This is a genomic window from Ruania alba, from assembly GCF_900105765.1.
Taxonomy (GTDB): Bacteria; Actinomycetota; Actinomycetes; order Actinomycetales; family Beutenbergiaceae; genus Ruania; species Ruania alba.
Map to the genome: position 1 here is coordinate 858,273 of NZ_FNTX01000002.1, position 17,059 is coordinate 875,331.

Below are 17,059 nucleotides of genomic sequence, written 5' to 3' on the forward strand. Positions count from 1 at the left end.
GAGGACGAGGGATGGACACCTTCCCCAACGAACGCACGGCGATCGTGACCGGGGCCGGATCGCCCCGGGGGATCGGCCGCGCCGTGGCGCACCGGTTGGCCCGCGACGGCTGGGCGGTCGGGCTGCTGGACATCGACGACGACGCCGTCCGCGGCCTGGCCGAGGAGATCACGGCTGCGGGCGGTCGAGCCGCAGGTGCGGGGGTGGACGTCTCCGACCGCGACGCCGTGCGCACCGCGGTGGCCGAGGTGACGGGCGGACTACCGCCCGTGCTGGCGCTCGCGAACATCGCGGGCGTCAGCTCCCCGGTGCCCTACCTGGACCTCGACGACGCCGAGTGGGAACGGGTGCTGCGCACGAACCTGTTCGGGGTGCACTACCTGACGGCGGAGGTCGCGCCGCTCATGGTGGCGGCCGGAGGTGGGCGGATCGTCTCCATCTCCTCGGTCTCCGCCCAGCGAGGCGGCGGTACCTACTCCAAGACCCCGTACTCGGTGGCCAAGGCCGGCGTGATCGGGTTGACCCGGTCATTGGCGCGTGAGCTGGGGCCGCACGGGATCACCGCGAACGCGATCGCCCCGGGTCCCATCGACACCGACATCATGGGCGGCACCCTCTCCGAGGAGCGCAAGGCCGAGCTGGTGGGCGACCTGGTGGTGAACCGCGTGGGCACCGTGGAGGACATCGCCGCCTCCGTGGCCTTCCTGGTGGGAGAGGAGTCGGCGTACATCACCGGGCAGACGCTGAACGTGGACGGCGGGATGTATATGCACTGATGCCAACAGTCCCATGTGCGGTGACGGCTTGGCGGAAGGTCAGTGGTACGTGCCGGATTAGCTTCGAGTGCAGGAGCACACCGGCCCCTCATGGCAGTCGGCAGAGCGTTGCCAGAGCGGCAAGATCTCATGGTGCAGATGGTTGGTCGTGCCAGGGTGGTGGGTATGACCCCCACGAACCGGGCAGGCCGTCGAGATCATCCGCCTCCGCGGACCGGTCCGAGTGAGAAGGAGGTGCTTGTCGGGTTCTTGGACTACCTACGCGAGAGCGTCGCCGCCAAGGTCGACGGTGTACCCGAACCGGAGGTCAGGGAACCTGGGGTGCCATCGGGCACCAACCTGCTCGGCCTGATCCACCACCTGACGCATGTGGAACGCGCACTGTTCCTCGGAGCGCAGGTGCGCAGTTGGCCCGCGACCTTCCGTGCACCCCGATTCTCCAGCGTCGAGGACGTTGTCTCCGCCTACTATGACGCCGTCGACCAGTCGAACGCGGTGATCGACGCCTGTGCGGACCTGGCTGGATCGGATTGGCGGCCAGAGGCGAAAGATTCCTGTCCGTCGCTGCGGTGGGCGTTGACCCACATGGTCGAAGAGACCGGCCGCCACGCCGGTCACGCAGACATCCTGCGCGAGCAGATCGACGGACGTACCGGTCGTTGACGAGCGTGCGGGCCTGAGTCCGGACCGCCCAAGCCCAACCTCTGTGCGGGGATCGTATCGTGGAGACGTCACTGGGCAGATGTTCAAGGCGGACAGAGGGATGTATCTGCGCTGAACGGCGGTGTGTGCTGGGTAGCCTGTGAGCGTGAGCCACCCACACCGAGCTGACCCGTTCGGCACCTCCTTCGGAGCGGCGACCACCGCCTACGAGGCGGGCCGCCCGTCCTACCCGAGGGCAGCCGTCGACTGGCTGCTCGCCGGTACCCAGGTGAGGGACATCGCCGACGTCGGTGCGGGGACCGGCAAACTGACTGCGTCCCTGGTCGGCCCTGGCAGGAGCGTCACCGCCATCGACCCGGACCAGGCGATGCTCACCACCTTGGCGAGCAATCTGCCGGAGGTGAGCACCGCCGTCGGGACGGCCGAGAACCTGCCGCTGGCGGAGGCGAGCCAGGACGCCGTGGTGCTCGGGCAGGCCTGGCACTGGGTGGATCCGGCGGCAGCGTCGGCGGAGATCGCGCGCGTGCTGCGCCCGGGCGGCGTGCTCGGCCTGATCTGGAACATCCGCGACGAACGCACCGAGTGGGTGGCCCGGATGGGCCGCATCATCCACCTCAGTGCCGCTGAACAGCTCATCTCCGGGGCCGGGCCGCAGATCGCCGACCCGTTCGGTGAGGTGGAGCAGCACCGGATCGAGTGGTCCCGCACCTTGGATCGCGCGACGATCGAGGCGATGGTGGCCTCGCGGAGCTACTACATCACCGCGGCCGCGGAGGATCGGCGGCGGATCGATGAGGGTCTGGCCGCGCTGCTGGACGAGTTGGGCCTGACAGGCGACGCGACCATTGACTTCCCCTACGTCACGGTGGCCTACCGCGCCACACGCTGATCCGCCTCAGGCATGTCCGGCGCAACGTCTGGTGCCGCGACCGGTGCAATGTCGCGTGGGCGCATGATGACGAGCGCCACTACGGTCATCACCGCCCAGAGTGCGGCGATCACTGCGACCGCGCCCTGCAGGCTCCACGCCTCGGTCAGCGCCGCGGCACCCATGATGCCGATGGCCGGTGCGAGGCTCAGCAGCGCGTTCTGTGTGCCGATGACGCGCCCGCGGAGCGCGTCCGGGATGTGTTCGAGGGAGAGCACCCCGAGGAGTCCCCCGAACAGTCCGCTGGCCAGGCCCACCACGAATGCGCCGATGAGGATCAGCGGTGTGGAGTGCAGGGTGGCGATGAGGATGAAGCCGAGGGTGGCGCCGACCATCCCCGTGCGCAGCCAGGCAGCACGACGCCCCTCGGGCTTGGCCAGGGCCGCGTAGATGCCACTGCCGATCAGCAGCCCGACGGCGAGCGAGCTGAGCACGAACCCGAGCATCGCCGTCTGATTCACAGCAGTGAAGTGCACGGGAAGAACGAGGCCCTGCAAACCGGTCAGCACCACTGCGCTGACCAGGCTGATCGCGGTGAGCAGGATCAGGATCCGGCTGCGCATCAGCACGAGCCAGCCCTCGCGGAACTGATGGACGGCGCTACGTGGTGCGGCCGTGCCCGCGACGGTGGTGATGGCGCCGAGGCGGCGCGGAATCGTGAGCGTGATGAGTGCGGCGACCAGGGAGGTGCCGGCCGTCACCCACAGCACGCTCGACCCTTCCAGCAGCGCCACGAGGGTGCCAGCGATGGCCGGGCCCACCACGAGCACGGCGGCGCCGATCGACTCCCGGATCCCGAGCAGCCGTTCCTTCGAGAGCCCGCTCTCGGCCACGATCGCCGGCAGCAGCGCCTCACGGGCGGTCTGCCCGGGGATGTCGCCGAGTGAGCCGATCACCCCGAACAGCACGAAGATGCCGACCGTGAGATCCGTGAACAGGTCGATGAACGGCAACGCGGCCACCGAGGCGGCCGAGACCAGGTCGGTCACCACCGAGGAGGTGCGCCGGTTGATCCGGTCGATCACCACGCCCATGAAGATCCCCGCCAGGAAGGCCGGGACCGCTGTGGCCGCGGCCACGGTGCCCGCACCCAGCACGCTGCCGGTGCTCTGCAGCACCACGAGCGGGATGGCGATCGAGGCGATCGAGTTCCCGAGCAGGGAGAAGACGTAGGACGCGAAGTAGGTGAGGGAGTAGCGCATGCCCTCATCTGAAACTATGACGTTACGACAAGGTCAAGGCCCGTGGTCAAGGCTCACGGTCGAGGCGTGCGAGGACGTCGAGCTGCGGCTCGGTAAACGCCTGCGCCCGGTACTGCTCGACGAGGTCGTTGACCCGGGTGTTCTGCAGGTCAGGCATCGGTGCGGCGGCGATCAGAGTCCGCAGTTCGTTCGCGATCCGATCCCGCTCTGCCTCGGGTGTGGACTCGGTGACGGCCAGCAATCCGCCTATCGCTGCGGACAGCAGGTCCCGCAGCCGCGGATCGGCTCCCATGGCCTCGGCGTGTGCGCGCACCTGCGCATGGGTGGCCGGATCGCCGGCGGTCATCAACAGGGTGAGATCGGCCTCGAGGCGTCTCGCTGCGGCGTTGGTGAGCAGGCTGCGCGCCAGCTCGTCCAACTCCCCGTAGTTCGCCGGCGCTTCGGGTAGCGGTGAGCTCCGGGCCGCGCGGACGATCTCGAGCTGGCGGGTGAGCGTGGCGATCTGATCACTCAGAGCCGCCTCGAGGCCGGCGAGCTCGTCCTCGATGCCGGTGCCGGGTGGATCGAGGAGCCCGCGGATGCGATCGAGCCCTAGCCCGAGTCCGACGAGATGGCGGATGCGCAGGAGGCGCGTCGCGTCCAGCACGGAGTACTCGCGGTAGCCGTTGATCCGCCGCTCCGGCTCCGGCAGCAATCCGATCTGGTGATAGTGCCGCACAGTGCGCGAAGTGACGCCCGCGAGCTCGGCCAGCTCTCCGATCCGCATCCGCACCTCCTGATGGCAGCCTATGCGGTGGTCATGACCCCCTGATATCTACGGATCTCGCCGTTTCACCACACCATGCTCGCCGTTCTGCCAGGCCCGGCTCGCCGTTCTGCCAGCGTGTGCGCGAGCCCTTACTACGCCGGGGGCGTGCGCTTTGGTGCGGGACCGAGGTCGCTGAGCAGGTCGCCCATGCGCTTGTATGCGCGGTTGCGGTAGGCGATCAACTCGGCCTTGGTCTCCTCGTCGAAGTCACCGGTGAGGCCCTTGCCGTTCTTCGCGCCGTGCCGTCCGGCCGCCACGGCGTCGGAGATCAACGACGGCGTCCCGAGTCTCTCCCCGTACGCCTCGCCCAGGGTGGTGTAGCCATTGGCGTAGACGTCCAGGCCGGCCTGGTCGGCGATCGCGAACGGGCCGAAGAAGCCCAGCCGGAAGCCGAACGTCGTACGCACAATCGTGTCGACGTCCTCGACGGTGGCCACACCCTCCTCGACGACGGCGGTCGCCTCCTTGAGCAGGGCGTACTGCAGGCGGTTCAGCACCATTCCGGGGGTGTCGGCCACCTGGGCGCCCTCCCGGCCGATGCGCACCAGGAGAGCCTTGATGGCCTCGACGACCTCCGCCGTCGTGGCCTCGCCGGCGACCAGCTCGACGCCCGGGATGAAGGGGGCAGGGTTGGAGAAGTGCACGGTGAGGAAGCGCTCGGGGCCCTGCACGGCAGGGACGAGCACGTGCACGGGGATGGTGGAGGTGTTGGTGCCGATGATCGCGTCGGGGCGGGCGGCGGCGCTGATGCGGGCGAGCACGTCGTGCTTGACGTCGGCGCGCTCGAAGACGGCTTCCTCGATGAGGTCCACGTCCGCCACGGCCTCCTCGAGGGAGTCGGCGGCGGTGAGGTTCGCGCGGATCCGTTCGGTGCTGCCCGGCTCGTAGAGGCCGTCGGCTTCGAACTCGGCGGCCTCGCGCAGGAGTCGCTCCAGGCCGGCTTGGGTGGCCTCGGGGGTGGTGTCGACGATCGTGGTGCGGATTCCGGCGTTGGCGAAGATCTGCGCGATCCCGCCGCCCATGTAGCCGGCGCCGACGACGGTGACGGTCTCGATGGTCCTGCTCATGCGGAGGCTCCCTGCTGGTTGGTGGGCAGGTCCGGGCGGTTCAGCGCCGAACCCAGCACCTGACGGATGTAGTCACGATTCTCCGCGCACACGCCGATGGAGTCGCTGCCGTAGTGCTCGGTGCAGAACGGGCCGCGGTAGCCCAGCTCCAGGGCGCGGCGGATGACCGCGCGGTAGTTGATCACGCCGTACTTCAGCGGCACGGGGGCGGAGGAGTAGGAACCGGTGGTCGGATCCTCGTCGCGGGTGTAGCTCTTGATGTGCCAGAAGTTGCAGTACGGCAGCACGGTCTCGAACAGGTCGATCATGCCGGGCGAGCTGGGGATCGGGCGGTGCAAGCGCACCAGGTTGCCGATGTCCGGATTGAGACCGACGGCGTCATGGCCGACGTCCTTGACGAACTGGACGGCGTCCTCGGGGGTGCCGACGTAGGTGTCCTCGTACATCTCCAGGCTGAGCTGGATGCCGTTGGCGGCGGCGTGGTCGCCGAGCTCGCGGATGCGTTCGATGGCGAGCGGGCGCAGCTCCGGGTCGTCCACGTGCCCGGGCTCGAGCCAGAACCACAGTGCCTTCTGCTGCGCCGCGGTCAGGCCCTGCATGAACCCGACGTTGACGATCGAGGCGCCGACCTCGGGGGCGATGTCGAGGAAGCGGTGCGCGTCGGCGAGGTTCTGCTCGCCGTTCTTGCGGTCGACCACGCTGCTGCGGGTCATGGAGATGGAGGAGATGCCCAGGCCCTCGTCGGCGAGCACGCTGCGGAACTCGTCCAGGCGCTCGGGGCTGAGCTTGGCCAGGGAGAGCCAGGCGTCGGTGGGGTCGATGTGGTCGAAGCCGAGCTCACGCACCTGGCGGAGCTGGCCGGCCCAGGTGACGGCGGGGGCGTCGATCGTGGGAGTGCCATCCGGCGTGGTAGCGCCGAAGGTGAGCATGTTGCAGGCGATCGGCCAGGTCTCGGCGGTCCAGTCTGCGGGGTCGGGGGGCGTCGTTGCTCGCGATTCCATATTATATAGAATATCACTCTCTGGTTTGGAGTGGGCCGGACCATGTGGGCGGTGATGCAGAGTCACCGGCCGTGTGCGTTCGAGTCGGCTCCGGGGACTGCCAGGATTTGAGGCTGCCCTGCGGTTGGTGCTGTGATTCAGACCGGCGTGCGGCTCCAGTAACTGGCCTGGATCGACAAGACGTCCCCATCCGCTTCTCCCCAGAGGTAGGTGGTGCGCGGGTCGAGCACATTGCCTGTCAGCTCCAACGATGGCGCCGACCCGACCTCAGTGGCGAGCTCGTCTGGGGACTGCCCATCCGCCGGACGGACCTCGACTGTCAGCCAGCAGCCTCCACTACCGCAGTCGAGCTCCTCGCTCACGACCTGAGCGTCGTCAGGCAGTGGGATCGCTGAGGCGGGCGGCACATCACCCTCACGTGCTCCAACGACGAGGAGCAACACGTGGCCGGCGTAGGTGAGCGTGCACAACACCAGGGCAGCGGCCGCGCCGATCCAGACCGCTCGCTTGCGGGTGGGAGCCATCAAGGGAAACAGTACCGAGGGCAGCCAATGGGCTCCGGTAAGCCGTCTCTCCGAGTCGAATGATGCTCAGACTCGGCTCTGCCCAGGGATAGACGCTCAGCGATACAGATGGCTCGTGCATGTGCTGTTCTAGTCGACCCGCTCGGCCTCATCGCAGGCGGAGCCGATCGTGAGCCATCGCGCTGTCGCCGGTTGGCGACCCATCACCGGGAACCTCTGCGGGCGGGTCCTGCGGGACGCTCCATTGTCAGGTGGGCGACTCGGTCGGCGATGAGATTGCATGCATTCGGTGGAGGTTCGGCCTACGGGACGGGTCGGCAGGCATGGGGTGCGGTCCGCTGCATTCCGCCCAGAAGGACGCTGCTATCTACTCAGCCATGAGCCCGATCGAGTAGTTCCGCAGACCCCTCTGCGCGCTGCGACGGCGTGCAGCCATTGCTACTCGGTATGGTGCCAGCACCAGCTAGGATATGGACAGAGCCCGACGCGTCGGTAGCAAGCGGCGACACTGGGCGTGCCGCTCAACCCGAACGCGAGGAACAAATGTCGTATGACCTAGGGAAGGTTTTCAACGAAGCGGGCCTGCCGGAGATCACATATGTGCCTCCGAGGGAGGCCCAGCAGCTGAAGGGCTCTTTGGCTACTCCGGGGAAGCATGTGACCTTGGTCGGCCCTTCAGGAAGCGGCAAGTCGACAGTCGCTGTGCGAACGCTCGCAGAATTGGGATTCAATGAACAGGAACTGCTACGCCTCAATGGTCGCAACTATGCGCAAGCTACGACCGTAACGGAAATATTTGGCGATGTGTTTGGTGTTGCGCCAAGCTTCGACGAAATCGAGCCATGGCTGAAACTCTACAAAATAGTTCTACTTGACGACGTGCACCACCTTAGGCCGGAAGCCCGAAATGAGCTCGCCAGCAAACTGAAACTGTGGCACGAGGATCATATCCGATTCTTCATGGTCGGTATAGCAAAAACCAGCGAGGCCATTCTTGGCCAAGACCCTGAACTCGCGATACGGAACGACGCCTGGCATCTAGATCGCCAAGATGACACATTTATGGAGGCACTGCTTAGCAAGGGGGAGGGTGCGCTGAAGGTCGAGTTCACCCAGGCTGGGCGGCGCACCGCGATTGCCGCTGCACAGGGGTCGCCGTCCATCTTTCAGGCGATATGTAGGATCACCTGTGTCGCCGGTGATGTATTTCGAACACAGGATGAGGTCAAGGAGGTCGACGTTGATCTACCAACTATTCGCGAATCTGTAGTCCGTCAATACGACGGGAGATACTTGACGAAGATCGTCAGTCTCGCTCGTGGACGCCGACAGGCTCGATCGGTTCACGACACGTACTACTCAATCGTCGAGCAAGTGGCACGGAGCGGCAAGCAGCAGATCTCTCAGGATGAGTTGTATCATAAAATCGTGGGGAGCGCGGATGCGCGCTTGAAGAGTAGAGCTCGAAACAGTTTCTACCGAGCTATGAAATCGCTGCCGAAAGTGATCGAAGAGAATAATCTCACGGATGTTCTAATTTTTGAGAATGGCACGCTCAGCATTGATGATCCGGTCTTTCGATTCTATCTCGACCACCTCGACTTTTCGCGTGTCCGCTCGCAAGTGAACATTCGTCGATTAGGCTACGAATACGATGTGGCAGTCTCCTTTGCCGGCTCCGACCGACCGATCGTCAGGGACCTAGTAGGACTGCTCGAGGAACGCGGGCTCGAGGTCTTCTACGATTTCGATGAGCAGGCGATGCTGTGGGGCAAGGACTTGCGCAAGGAACTAGCGAAAGTTTATGGGCAAGATGCCCAGTTCATGGTTGTCTGTCTCAGTAATGATTATCCGGAGCGCGACTGGCCATCGTTCGAATTGGAGATCGGACAAGACGCCTCAACTAAACGCACTGAAGACTACCTGCTTCCTCTGATCGTCGGCAACGAGCGGCCGAGCATTATAGGGCTTCCAAACACGGTCGGGCACATTAGCGTGGCAGATCGGTCACTTGAAGAGGTGGCGGATCTGATTCAGGAGAAGATCGTGAACCTTCCTCCGGTACGGCCCGACGTCGACGTTGCGGACTCCGAGGACTCTGTAACATGACGGGCATCCTCGAAGACAGCGTATACACCTAGAATTGTGGCCGAGGGACGCGGGGGCCGGGCCTGGGCGCTCAGGACCTCCACCACCGTGATTTCGATGGTCATGATGGTTAGTGAGGGTTTGAAGGCAGAGTCGGTGGCTGGTTAGATTCACACCTGACCGGTCGAGGGCAGCGGCACGCCCACCGGGTCGTCGAAGCGCTGGATACCCGAATCGATCCCGGGACCGCGCTCTTTACTTCCGACCTGCGACGCACACGGCAGACAGCAGATGCGATCGCCTCGCGACTCGGTGTAACCCCGCGGGCTCTCTCGGAGTTGCGAGAGAAGTCATATGGCGAGGGTGAAGGCCAGCCCCAGTCTTGTTTCGACCGCCGTTTGCACGTCGATCACCGGTTTGGCCGCAAGTCCCGGCACCGCGGTAGAACCGACGTGCTCGGTTGGGGCTACCAGCCAACGGGAGAGGGTGGCATCCAGCTCCCGGCACAGGCGCGCACCTCGCTGCCACTCAACGTGAGGTGGCTGAACATGGACCTGCTCTGTCGCCCACCTCGGCCACTCATGCATCAGGACATCGTGCCATTCGCCGATGGCAATCTGACACCCGTTCATCACCGAGCGTGGGTACCACTCGTTAACGTAAACGCATGTCTGATGACCTGTTCGGTGGCTGCTGGCAGCGACTCGATCGCGCAGCTCGACACCGCGAAGATGGTATCCGGCTGTGGAACGAGTACCTTGAAACGCATCCCTACGACTACACCGTCATCAACAAGCATGACGGTACGTACGTCGGCAGGGTCATCCAGGAAGCCCCAGTCCCAGCCGAGCTCGGCATCCTCATTGGCGAGTGGCTGTACAACCTGCGAGCTGCTCTCGACAACGTCATCTGGGCAACTGCCGCGTACGTGGCCGGCACTATTCCGCCACCCAAACAGCATGTCCTCCAGTATCCGATCTATGACACCGAGGGCGCCTGGACGAGGAATTTGTACCGGATCGCTGGCCTCGGTGACCATCATCAGCGAATGCTTCACCAGATGCAGCCCTACAAGAGCGACGTTGACGCGAACTACCTCGGCTGGGTGAACCGCCTCGCACGGGACGATCGCCATCGCCACCCCAACGCGATCACGTCCTACATCGCTGACCTCAGGCCCGTCGTAGCGCTCCCACCCGGCGCCCGAGCAACCCTCCAGTTCGGCGACCGCATCATCGACAACGGCGCCGCCGACTGCGTTCGTCTCACTGTCCACAACTGGGAACCTGACTTGGTGGTCAAGATCAACCCGCGCCTCGGGATCGACCCAGAAGTTCTCAACTGGTCAGCGTCTCCGTTCTGGCGCCGGTGGGACTTCAGTGAACGCCTTACGATGATGGAGATTTTGTCGCCGGCGAAGTGGCGGTGTACGAATATGACTGCACCGGCAACTCCCGCAAGGAGGATCTCCTTAGCGACGAATACAAGGCCGAGTGCGCCGGGCGCGGCCACCGCATGGCGCCAGTCCACGCCCATCGAGGTGGTGAGACCGAGTGGACCGAGCCCGAGAGCGGTAGGCCGGCCAGCGCGGAGACGATGAAGGAGGTCGGTTACCCGCGCGGACACGGGCCCGACAACGAACCATGACCTCCTCACGGCCGGATACTCGGCCGAGTACCGACAGTTAGAATCAGCACCCCGAAAGTTGAGATATCGAGCCTTGCCTGCTCTAGCTATCCAACCGTTCCAGGAGAGGATCCTCTCTGATCCCGTGTGTTGTCTCTGACGTGCCCCGGCGGTGAGGTGAGCACGACCGTCGCGGTGCGGGAGTGTTTCCCAGGTCCTCGTTCCCCAGAAAGTGCCTTTGTCTGCATGGTCGGGCTGAACCGCGCGACCCGTGAATTATCTCCAGAGCGCACTCCCTCCTGGGCCAGAAGTGGGTGGGTCGTCAAGCTGAAACTGGGACCGCCAGTCCTCGACATCTGGGATGAGTTCGTCGTGGAACCGGTCATCGATACCTGCATACCGGGCCCATGGCAGGGATCGGTTGATGTGCCACAGTGCGCCTTTGTGCCAGCCCTGGCCGCGTCCGAGGGGGTCCATTGTGACGAGCCGCTCAGCGACTTCGAGGGTGACGTACGCCTCTTGCGGCCACGGGCGGAGACCGAGATACCCGCGGTCGGCCGCCATTGACAGGGGCCAGCGGCGAACCGTGCCGAACTCGTTAACGCGGTCCACCCACCCATACGGGTCGGGATCATCCATCTCGAACAGACTGGTGCGCCGCTTGTCCCACCGATGAAGTTGGGGAAGCCACCAGCTAGCCGGTTTCCCGGCTCCCTCAGCTATCGCGGCACCGATCTCTTCGTCGATATCGGCGTGGCTGTAAATGCCTGGACCTTGCGCACCCCCACCGGCAGCAGCGGCGACCAATTGCATCGCCAACTCTCCGCATATGAACACAGCAGGCAGGTGCGTACGAAGGTTTCGTTCCTCCGCCAGCGTGAGGGCGTCCGTGATAGCTGCAGCGGCGCGGTCCAGATGAGCCAACTTTTCAACGCTCTCGGCACGACGCTCCGCCTGAGCTTCCTCTGCCTGAAGCCTGAGTTCCTCCCTCGCCACCTCCGGGCGTGCGATCTCGAGTAGCCGTTGGGCTGCGCGAGTCACCGGACCGATCTCACCGTAGACGTCATAGGAGAACAGCGCTACATCCGCCGATTCCGCGTACTCCAGGGCCGTCGCCGTATAGCCAGACTGTGCGTAGAAAATCCTGACAGCTGCATCGTGCGCCGCACCGACCAGCTGTTGCACGTCTGGCGAACCGACCTGCCCGGCATAGTGCTTCACCTGCGCCGCTGCTCCCGTGGCAACAGCATCAAGCCCGCCGTCCGTCCCAGTTCGCGTGGGCACTGCATCGGGGAACCCGAGATGCTCGCGCATGTGCCACGCAGCCAACTCCTCGGCATCTCGCCAATCTGCGATCAGCACCTCGCGAACATGGCGTGACGAGCGGAAAGTCCGTCCTTCTGTGTCCATACCCAGCAACCTATCGGCTTACAGGACGCGTCGGGCTGCAAGCATCATGCCATTGTGCGCGGCCGAGCTGGGGTGGTCGGGCTCGATGGGAACACTCTGACGAACCCGGCCATCACAACCAACGTGAGTACGCAGACGATGGCGGCAGCCGTGGCACCGCCCCTGCCGCCATGGGCGGCAATCGCACCACCCCCAAGGGCTCCTGCGATGGAGATGCCTACGTACAGGGCGCTCGTGTTCAGCGCTATCGCTTCGGTACCTGCATCGCCGGCCAGAAGCAGCGCACGGGTATTCATTGGAGGGTTGAACCCCCATCCAGCGAATCCGTAGGCGGCGAGTGCGAGCATGGTGAGCCACAGTGGCGCAGTGCCGCGTTCCACCATGCCGATCGCAGCAAGACCAGCGATGCCTAGCGCCATCAACGCGAAGGCTGCGAGCAATGTTCGATCCGCGCCCCAGCGGTCAGTGAGCCGCCCGCCGGCGAAGGTGCCGAGCGCTCCGGCCACACCGACGACGGCGATGAAGACGGCAAGCATCGCGCCTCCCTGCCCACTGAGGTCGCGAGTGATGGGGCCGATATAGGTGTAGATCAGCAAGCCGCCGCTGGCACCCATCACCGTGCCTAGCACACAGGTGAGCACTGCTAGTTGACTGAGAATGCGCAATTGCGCTCGCACGCCAATTTCAGGGGCCCCGGGCAACGTGGGCAACTTGGCGGCGTTGGCCATGGCCACCACCACAACGAGCAGTCCCATCGCGATGAATGTGGAACGCCAACCGAACGCCGTGCCGAGCAACGAGCCGACCGGAACCCCAACGAACAGTGACACCGTCAAGCCGGCGGCAACAACACCCACTGCCCTGCCGATGCGATCGGGAGCTGCGAGTCGGGCGGTCATCGCGAACACGGCTGGGCTGATAGATGCGGCAACCAATGCCGCAGCGACACGTAGGACCAGGAGAGCGCCGTAGGTCGGGGCGAAAGCGGTGATGAGGTTGATGACGGCGAACGCGCCCAGGCCGCCCACCACCAGAGATTTTCGCGGTAACCGGGCAGTTGCAACGGCCAGCGGCGGTGCCGCTACGGCGTACGTTATCGAGAAGACTGTCACCAACTGACCGGCCGCTGCCTCACTGACGTGCAGGTCCCGTGCAATCTCGGGCAAGATCCCCGCGATGACGAAATCGTCGGTTCCGATCACGAAGGTGACCAGCATCAAGCACACCAGCCAGGTAGCGCCCACAGCACGATCGTTGTCAACAGATGTCATGCTGCAACGCTAAAAACCTGACCCTAGCGTCAAGGTCAACCCGGCGCACCAAGGTCAGCCCACGTCGAGTTCGTCCTCCAGCCCGCGGGAGCGTTCTACGAGCCTCTCCCGAGTCCGCTCCAGCCGACCGATCAACTCATCCACGCTGGCCAAACGCTGGCGAACTGTCTCAAGTTCGGCCGAGCATCGGGGAGCGGCCATCAACGGTTGATCCAAACAGCCCGCCACCAGGTACTGCCGGACATCGGCGCTCGTGAGGCCAGCATCAAACAGTTCCTTCACGTTGACTGCCCGGATGACGTCGGTCTCGTCGTAGACGCGATAGCCGTTGGCGCCACGCTCCGGCGACAACAGACCTTGTTGCTCATAGTGCCGCAACGACCGAGGACTTGTTCCAACGTACTCGGCAAGTTCACCAATCAACATCTGCATCGCACCCCCTCTCAAGCCACTTGTTCCAGTGTATGAAGGACCTTGACCGACCTCGCCATCACCCGCCTGGTTGATGGCATCTGCGTCGCTGGCCTGGATGGAGGAGAGCGTCTCCTGCCCCACGGGGTCAGGTCCGCTGACGATAGCCTGCAAGGTATCTACGTCAGTTGAAGGAGACCGCCCCTGTGGGACTCGTTTTGCCCGTGCTCGCGGTCGTCGTCGGGGTCCTCGTCGGCATGGTGGGTGTGGGTGGTGTGCTGTTGCCGCCGGGGCTTGTTGCCGTTGGTGAGTTGTCCGCCAATGAGGCGACGGCGACCAGTACGTGGGCCTTCATGTTCACCGGTGTGGTCGGCACAGTTGCCTATGCCTGGCGAGGGGTCGTGCCATGGAGCATGCTCGCCCGGTTGACCATCGGGGTCGTGCCGGCGGCGTTCCTCGGTGCCCTCGTCAACGCGAGGCTGCCTGCGTCCGTTGTCCTGCTTGGACTGGCGGCGATCACCCTGTTCGTCGGCGTGCATCAGTTGCGTCCGCGCACGGCTCGGCAGTCGCGGGACGAGCTGAGCACGGCTGCGCTGGTCACGGTCGGCGTTTTTGTCGGGTTCGGATCGGCGCTCACCGGAACCGGAGGGCCGGTTCTGCTCGTGCCGGTGTTGTTGATGCTGGGAGTAGCGCCGTTGCGGGCGGTAGCAGTTAGCCAGGCCGTGCAACTGCCTGTGGTCATCGCCGGCTCGGTCGGCTACCTGCAGACGGGCCTGACCGATATACGGCTGGGCACGGTGCTCGGCGCCCTCGCCGGGCTCGGGGTCGTGGCAGGAGCAGTGGTGGCCACGCGCATTCAGGCCGACGGGCTGCGGCGGATCATCGCGGTGGCATGCATCGGAGCCGGGATATTCCTGGTAGTTCGCGCAGCCATATGAATCGGCGGGGTCGGGTCCAACTGACCGCGACCGTGCGAGCAGACTGGCGCTGACCATCAGCGGATCGCGGACGGGCCCGCTCGGAGTGTGCGCCGTCGGCGACCACGAATTGCCGCGTCAGCGGGAGCGGCCGAGTGTGGCGAGAAGGTCTTCGTGAAGTTCGAACCAGATGCGGTGTGCGGACTCGCGGTCGGTCGCTGTCACCCAGGAGGGATCGGTGCGGGCACGACCGAGCGCGGCACTGAATCGGTCGCAGTAGCCGTCGAACCGCGGCAGATGGGCGACCAGTTGCCTTTCGAGCGCGGCCCACGCCTCGCCGGCGCGGGCGAGTTCCTCGACGGTCTCGGCGAGGCTGATGGCCTGCTCAGCCATACCCATCTCGGCCAACTGCCAACGCGTACATGCGCTGGTGACCTGACGGTTGAGCGATTCGAACTCGGCCATCACCGCTTCCACCTCGACACGGGCACCCGCACGGTCCAGCTCCTCGGCCAGAAGTACCTCGCCCAGTGTCTTGCCGGCTTCGGTGAGTGACCAGCCGCCGTCGTCGTCGAACTGGCTCCAAACCACTTGTCCGGCCGCCTGGGCATCGAGCAGGGCTTCATCGACCTGAGCGGGCGGGATGCCCGCCCGCTCGCACACGGCAGCGTTGCCCGCGTAGCCGAGGATCCGCACCGTGTGGAGGACCTGCAGCCGCACATCGTTCGGTGATGTCATCGGGTCTCCGATCCGGTAATGGTTCCGGCGGTGCCGTCGACCGCGACGAGCACGCCGTCCGGCAGGCCCATGGCGGTGGGGACATCAGTGATAGCAGGGATGCCCAGCTCGCGGGCAATGATCGCGGCATGCGAGAGCACCCCACCGCGCGTGGTCACGACCGCTGCCGCTCGGGCGAGCAGCGGCGTCCATGCCGGTGACGTGGCTTGGCATACCAACACCTCACCTGGTGCGAACCGGGAGAAGTCGTCCAGGCCCTCGATGATGCGCAGACGCCCGCGTGCGATGCCTGGGCTGGCAGGCGAGCCGGACGCCAAGCTCACCGTAGATGTCATCGCCGGGCTGGGGGCAGCCGCGGGGGCACGGTCGGTGGCCGAGGCCCCGGTGATCGGCCGGGCCTGCAGCACCCACACCTGACCGTCCGCGATCGCCCACTCCACGTCCTGCGGGCCGCCGAGGAGCTGCTCGGCCGACATCGCAGCCCGGCCCACCACTGTTGCCTGCTCGGAAGTGATCACGTTGTGTGCGGTCAGGCCCTGAGGGTCGCCGTCAGGCGTGAACCTCCACCGCCCCGGATCCGCCTGTCCGGACACGAGCCGATCTCCCAGGCCGTGGACGGCCTCGATGACGACGCCCCGTCGCCCGGTGACGGGATCGCGGGTGAAAGCCACACCAGCCGCGGCCGGGCGCAGCATCGGCTGCACGATCACGGCAACCCTGCCCGGGGGCGGCTGGCCGATGACGGACGCATATGCACCCGCCTGCTCGACCGAAGCGGCGGTCTTGCGGACCTCGGTCTCGACCTCCGCCGTCGGGACGTTCAGGCTGGTGTGGAACTGGCCGGCGAACGAGGACTCGTGCCCGTCCTCGACGGTCCCCGAAGACCGCACGGCGAAGCTGGTCCCGCCTAGCGCATCCAGGACGCCAGGCACCTCCTGCTCCCAGCCCACGCCCGCATTGACCGGCAGGACGAATCCATCCGGGACCGCGAACCCGGCCCGCAACAGTTCGCCCAGCACAACGGCCTTCGACCCGCACGCCGCGTCCGCCTCACGGAGCGGGACGAACGCGGTCACGACGGAGCGTCCAGGCGGGCGAGCACGCGCGACATCCGCTGCTGCGCGGCCTGCCCCGACCCCAAACCCAGGGCTCCGGCCATCTGCTGGAACGTGACGCCCGAAGCCCTGGCGGCGAACAACAACCCCGCCTCCACCTGGTCCAACTCAGCGCGCGCAGCGCCGATCAGCCCCAACCCAGCCATCACCACGTCAGCGTCGACATCCGTGGCGCTCGCCTTCCAGGCCGCGAGCCGCACGAGATCGCAGTCGCTCGCCGGCTGCCCAGGATGTTGCCACGGTCGCTCGGACAGTTCGTCGCCGCCGACAGCACCCAAGGCGGTGCGGTGAGCAGAGAGGGCAGCGGCGCGGGAGTGGTCATCCGAAGTCATGGACCCCATTCCAGGCTATCAACATTATGTTGTCAACATCGTGTTGATACAGGTGAGCTCAACATGGGCGGCAGAGCAGGTCTGGTGGACATTGCATCCGAACACGTCGACGACGAGTCGCTCGACGACTTCATCGGGCACCTGTGCCGCCGCGTTGGGCTGGGGGCTCCGAAAGGTCTCGT

The 17,059-nt window shown here is 65.5% G+C and carries 18 protein-coding genes and 1 pseudogene; 7 read left to right on the forward strand and 12 right to left on the reverse strand.

Features of this window, described 5'->3' with window-relative positions:
- Nucleotides 1-11 precede the first annotated feature (11 nt).
- The 3 genes from BLU77_RS14360 (at nt 12) to BLU77_RS14370 (ending at nt 2,328) form a co-directional block, all read left to right on the forward strand.
- Nucleotides 12-776: an SDR family NAD(P)-dependent oxidoreductase gene (locus BLU77_RS14360; protein ID WP_089773782.1), complete on the forward strand. Its 765-nt coding sequence runs from the start codon at nt 12-14 to the stop codon at nt 774-776.
- A gap of 165 nt (nt 777-941) precedes the next feature.
- Nucleotides 942-1,439, forward strand: a complete 498-nt coding sequence (locus BLU77_RS14365; RefSeq protein WP_089773783.1) for a DinB family protein — start codon at nt 942-944, stop codon at nt 1,437-1,439.
- Between the two features lie 145 nt (nt 1,440-1,584).
- Nucleotides 1,585-2,328, forward strand: a complete 744-nt coding sequence (locus BLU77_RS14370) for a class I SAM-dependent methyltransferase (protein ID WP_089775812.1) — start codon at nt 1,585-1,587, stop codon at nt 2,326-2,328.
- Here the strand turns inward: BLU77_RS14370 and BLU77_RS14375 are convergent.
- The 5 genes from BLU77_RS14375 to BLU77_RS14395 form a co-directional block, all read right to left on the reverse strand.
- The gene (locus tag BLU77_RS14375; RefSeq protein ID WP_089773784.1) at nt 2,310-3,569 is read right to left on the reverse strand and encodes an MFS transporter; all 1,260 of its coding nucleotides are present in this window, start codon (nt 3,567-3,569) and stop codon (nt 2,310-2,312) included. The genes BLU77_RS14370 and BLU77_RS14375 overlap by 19 nt on opposite strands.
- 46 nt (nt 3,570-3,615) lie before the next feature.
- Nucleotides 3,616-4,335: a MerR family transcriptional regulator gene (locus tag BLU77_RS14380; RefSeq protein ID WP_089773785.1), complete on the reverse strand. Its 720-nt coding sequence runs from the start codon at nt 4,333-4,335 to the stop codon at nt 3,616-3,618.
- Nucleotides 4,336-4,469: 134 nt separating this feature from the next.
- Complete coding sequence (locus tag BLU77_RS14385; protein WP_089773786.1) at nt 4,470-5,444, reverse strand: 3-hydroxyacyl-CoA dehydrogenase family protein; 975 nt, start codon at nt 5,442-5,444, stop codon at nt 4,470-4,472.
- Nucleotides 5,441-6,445, reverse strand: coding sequence for a sugar phosphate isomerase/epimerase family protein (locus tag BLU77_RS14390; protein WP_089773787.1), 1,005 nt, complete (start codon nt 6,443-6,445; stop codon nt 5,441-5,443). The genes BLU77_RS14385 and BLU77_RS14390 overlap by 4 nt, the downstream gene beginning before the upstream one ends.
- Nucleotides 6,446-6,582: 137 nt before the next feature.
- Complete coding sequence (locus tag BLU77_RS14395) at nt 6,583-6,969, reverse strand: hypothetical protein (RefSeq protein WP_089773788.1); 387 nt, start codon at nt 6,967-6,969, stop codon at nt 6,583-6,585.
- Nucleotides 6,970-7,512: 543 nt separating this feature from the next.
- Here BLU77_RS14395 and BLU77_RS14400 point away from each other — a divergent pair.
- Together BLU77_RS14400 and BLU77_RS23240 are read left to right on the forward strand one after the other, a co-directional pair.
- A complete protein-coding gene (locus tag BLU77_RS14400; protein WP_089773789.1) occupies nt 7,513-9,078 on the forward strand; it encodes a TIR domain-containing protein in 1,566 nt (521 codons plus the stop codon).
- Nucleotides 9,079-9,212: 134 nt separating this feature from the next.
- Nucleotides 9,213-9,443: pseudogene (locus BLU77_RS23240) on the forward strand (histidine phosphatase family protein); the annotation flags it as partial.
- On the opposite strand, the gene BLU77_RS23245 reads toward BLU77_RS23240, so the two are convergent.
- Nucleotides 9,408-9,689 carry a GrpB family protein gene (locus BLU77_RS23245; protein WP_425441235.1) on the reverse strand — a complete coding sequence of 94 codons (282 nt, stop codon included), beginning with the start codon at nt 9,687-9,689 and terminating at the stop codon, nt 9,408-9,410. The pseudogene BLU77_RS23240 and the gene BLU77_RS23245 overlap by 36 nt on opposite strands.
- Nucleotides 9,690-9,724: 35 nt before the next feature.
- On the opposite strand from BLU77_RS23245, the gene BLU77_RS22740 reads away from it, so the two are divergent.
- Nucleotides 9,725-10,657, forward strand: a complete 933-nt coding sequence (locus BLU77_RS22740) for a hypothetical protein (protein ID WP_139177783.1) — start codon at nt 9,725-9,727, stop codon at nt 10,655-10,657.
- Between the two features lie 302 nt (nt 10,658-10,959).
- Here BLU77_RS22740 and BLU77_RS14415 read toward each other — a convergent pair whose 3' ends face one another.
- The 3 genes from BLU77_RS14415 to BLU77_RS14425 form a co-directional block, all read right to left on the reverse strand.
- The gene (locus tag BLU77_RS14415) at nt 10,960-12,045 is read right to left on the reverse strand and encodes a restriction endonuclease (protein ID WP_175477115.1); all 1,086 of its coding nucleotides are present in this window, start codon (nt 12,043-12,045) and stop codon (nt 10,960-10,962) included.
- A gap of 92 nt (nt 12,046-12,137) precedes the next feature.
- Nucleotides 12,138-13,310, reverse strand: coding sequence for an MFS transporter (locus BLU77_RS14420; RefSeq protein ID WP_089775814.1), 1,173 nt, complete (start codon nt 13,308-13,310; stop codon nt 12,138-12,140).
- Nucleotides 13,311-13,418: 108 nt separating this feature from the next.
- Nucleotides 13,419-13,919 carry a MerR family transcriptional regulator gene (locus BLU77_RS14425; RefSeq protein WP_217632465.1) on the reverse strand — a complete coding sequence of 167 codons (501 nt, stop codon included), beginning with the start codon at nt 13,917-13,919 and terminating at the stop codon, nt 13,419-13,421.
- Nucleotides 13,920-13,981: 62 nt separating this feature from the next.
- Here BLU77_RS14425 and BLU77_RS14430 point away from each other — a divergent pair, with 62 nt between their 5' ends.
- The gene (locus BLU77_RS14430) at nt 13,982-14,713 is read left to right on the forward strand and encodes a sulfite exporter TauE/SafE family protein (RefSeq protein ID WP_139177784.1); all 732 of its coding nucleotides are present in this window, start codon (nt 13,982-13,984) and stop codon (nt 14,711-14,713) included.
- A gap of 117 nt (nt 14,714-14,830) precedes the next feature.
- On the opposite strand, the gene BLU77_RS14435 is transcribed toward BLU77_RS14430, so the two are convergent.
- From BLU77_RS14435 to BLU77_RS14445, 3 genes are read right to left on the reverse strand one after another with little or no spacing between them, the layout of a single operon-like run.
- Nucleotides 14,831-15,430 (reverse strand): hypothetical protein, encoded by a 600-nt coding sequence (locus BLU77_RS14435; protein ID WP_089773794.1) that lies wholly within the window; start codon nt 15,428-15,430, stop codon nt 14,831-14,833.
- Entirely contained in the window at nt 15,427-16,506 is a 1,080-nt protein-coding gene (locus BLU77_RS14440; protein ID WP_089773795.1) for a PEP/pyruvate-binding domain-containing protein, read from the reverse strand. Before BLU77_RS14440 ends, BLU77_RS14435 begins: the two co-directional genes overlap by 4 nt.
- Nucleotides 16,503-16,877, reverse strand: coding sequence for a hypothetical protein (locus BLU77_RS14445; protein ID WP_089775818.1), 375 nt, complete (start codon nt 16,875-16,877; stop codon nt 16,503-16,505). Before BLU77_RS14445 ends, BLU77_RS14440 begins: the two co-directional genes overlap by 4 nt.
- Nucleotides 16,878-17,059 lie beyond the last annotated feature (182 nt).

Bases quoted from the DNA above. Each gene is read 5' to 3' on its own strand.
- BLU77_RS14360 (WP_089773782.1), top strand. From the start codon at position 12: ATGGACACCTTCCCCAACGAACGCACGGCGATCGTGACCGGGGCCGGA.
- BLU77_RS14365 (WP_089773783.1), top strand. From the start codon at position 942: ATGACCCCCACGAACCGGGCAGGCCGTCGAGATCATCCGCCTCCGCGG.
- BLU77_RS14375 (WP_089773784.1), bottom strand. From the start codon at position 3,569: ATGCGCTACTCCCTCACCTACTTCGCGTCCTACGTCTTCTCCCTGCTC.
- BLU77_RS14380 (WP_089773785.1), bottom strand. From the start codon at position 4,335: ATGCGGATCGGAGAGCTGGCCGAGCTCGCGGGCGTCACTTCGCGCACT.
- BLU77_RS14385 (WP_089773786.1), bottom strand. From the start codon at position 5,444: ATGAGCAGGACCATCGAGACCGTCACCGTCGTCGGCGCCGGCTACATG.
- BLU77_RS14390 (WP_089773787.1), bottom strand. From the start codon at position 6,445: ATGGAATCGCGAGCAACGACGCCCCCCGACCCCGCAGACTGGACCGCC.
- BLU77_RS14395 (WP_089773788.1), bottom strand. From the start codon at position 6,969: ATGGCTCCCACCCGCAAGCGAGCGGTCTGGATCGGCGCGGCCGCTGCC.
- BLU77_RS14400 (WP_089773789.1), top strand. From the start codon at position 7,513: ATGTCGTATGACCTAGGGAAGGTTTTCAACGAAGCGGGCCTGCCGGAG.
- BLU77_RS23245 (WP_425441235.1), bottom strand. From the start codon at position 9,689: ATGAACGGGTGTCAGATTGCCATCGGCGAATGGCACGATGTCCTGATG.
- BLU77_RS22740 (WP_139177783.1), top strand. From the start codon at position 9,725: ATGTCTGATGACCTGTTCGGTGGCTGCTGGCAGCGACTCGATCGCGCA.
- BLU77_RS14420 (WP_089775814.1), bottom strand. From the start codon at position 13,310: ATGCTGGTCACCTTCGTGATCGGAACCGACGATTTCGTCATCGCGGGG.
- BLU77_RS14435 (WP_089773794.1), bottom strand. From the start codon at position 15,430: ATGACATCACCGAACGATGTGCGGCTGCAGGTCCTCCACACGGTGCGG.
- BLU77_RS14445 (WP_089775818.1), bottom strand. From the start codon at position 16,877: ATGACTTCGGATGACCACTCCCGCGCCGCTGCCCTCTCTGCTCACCGC.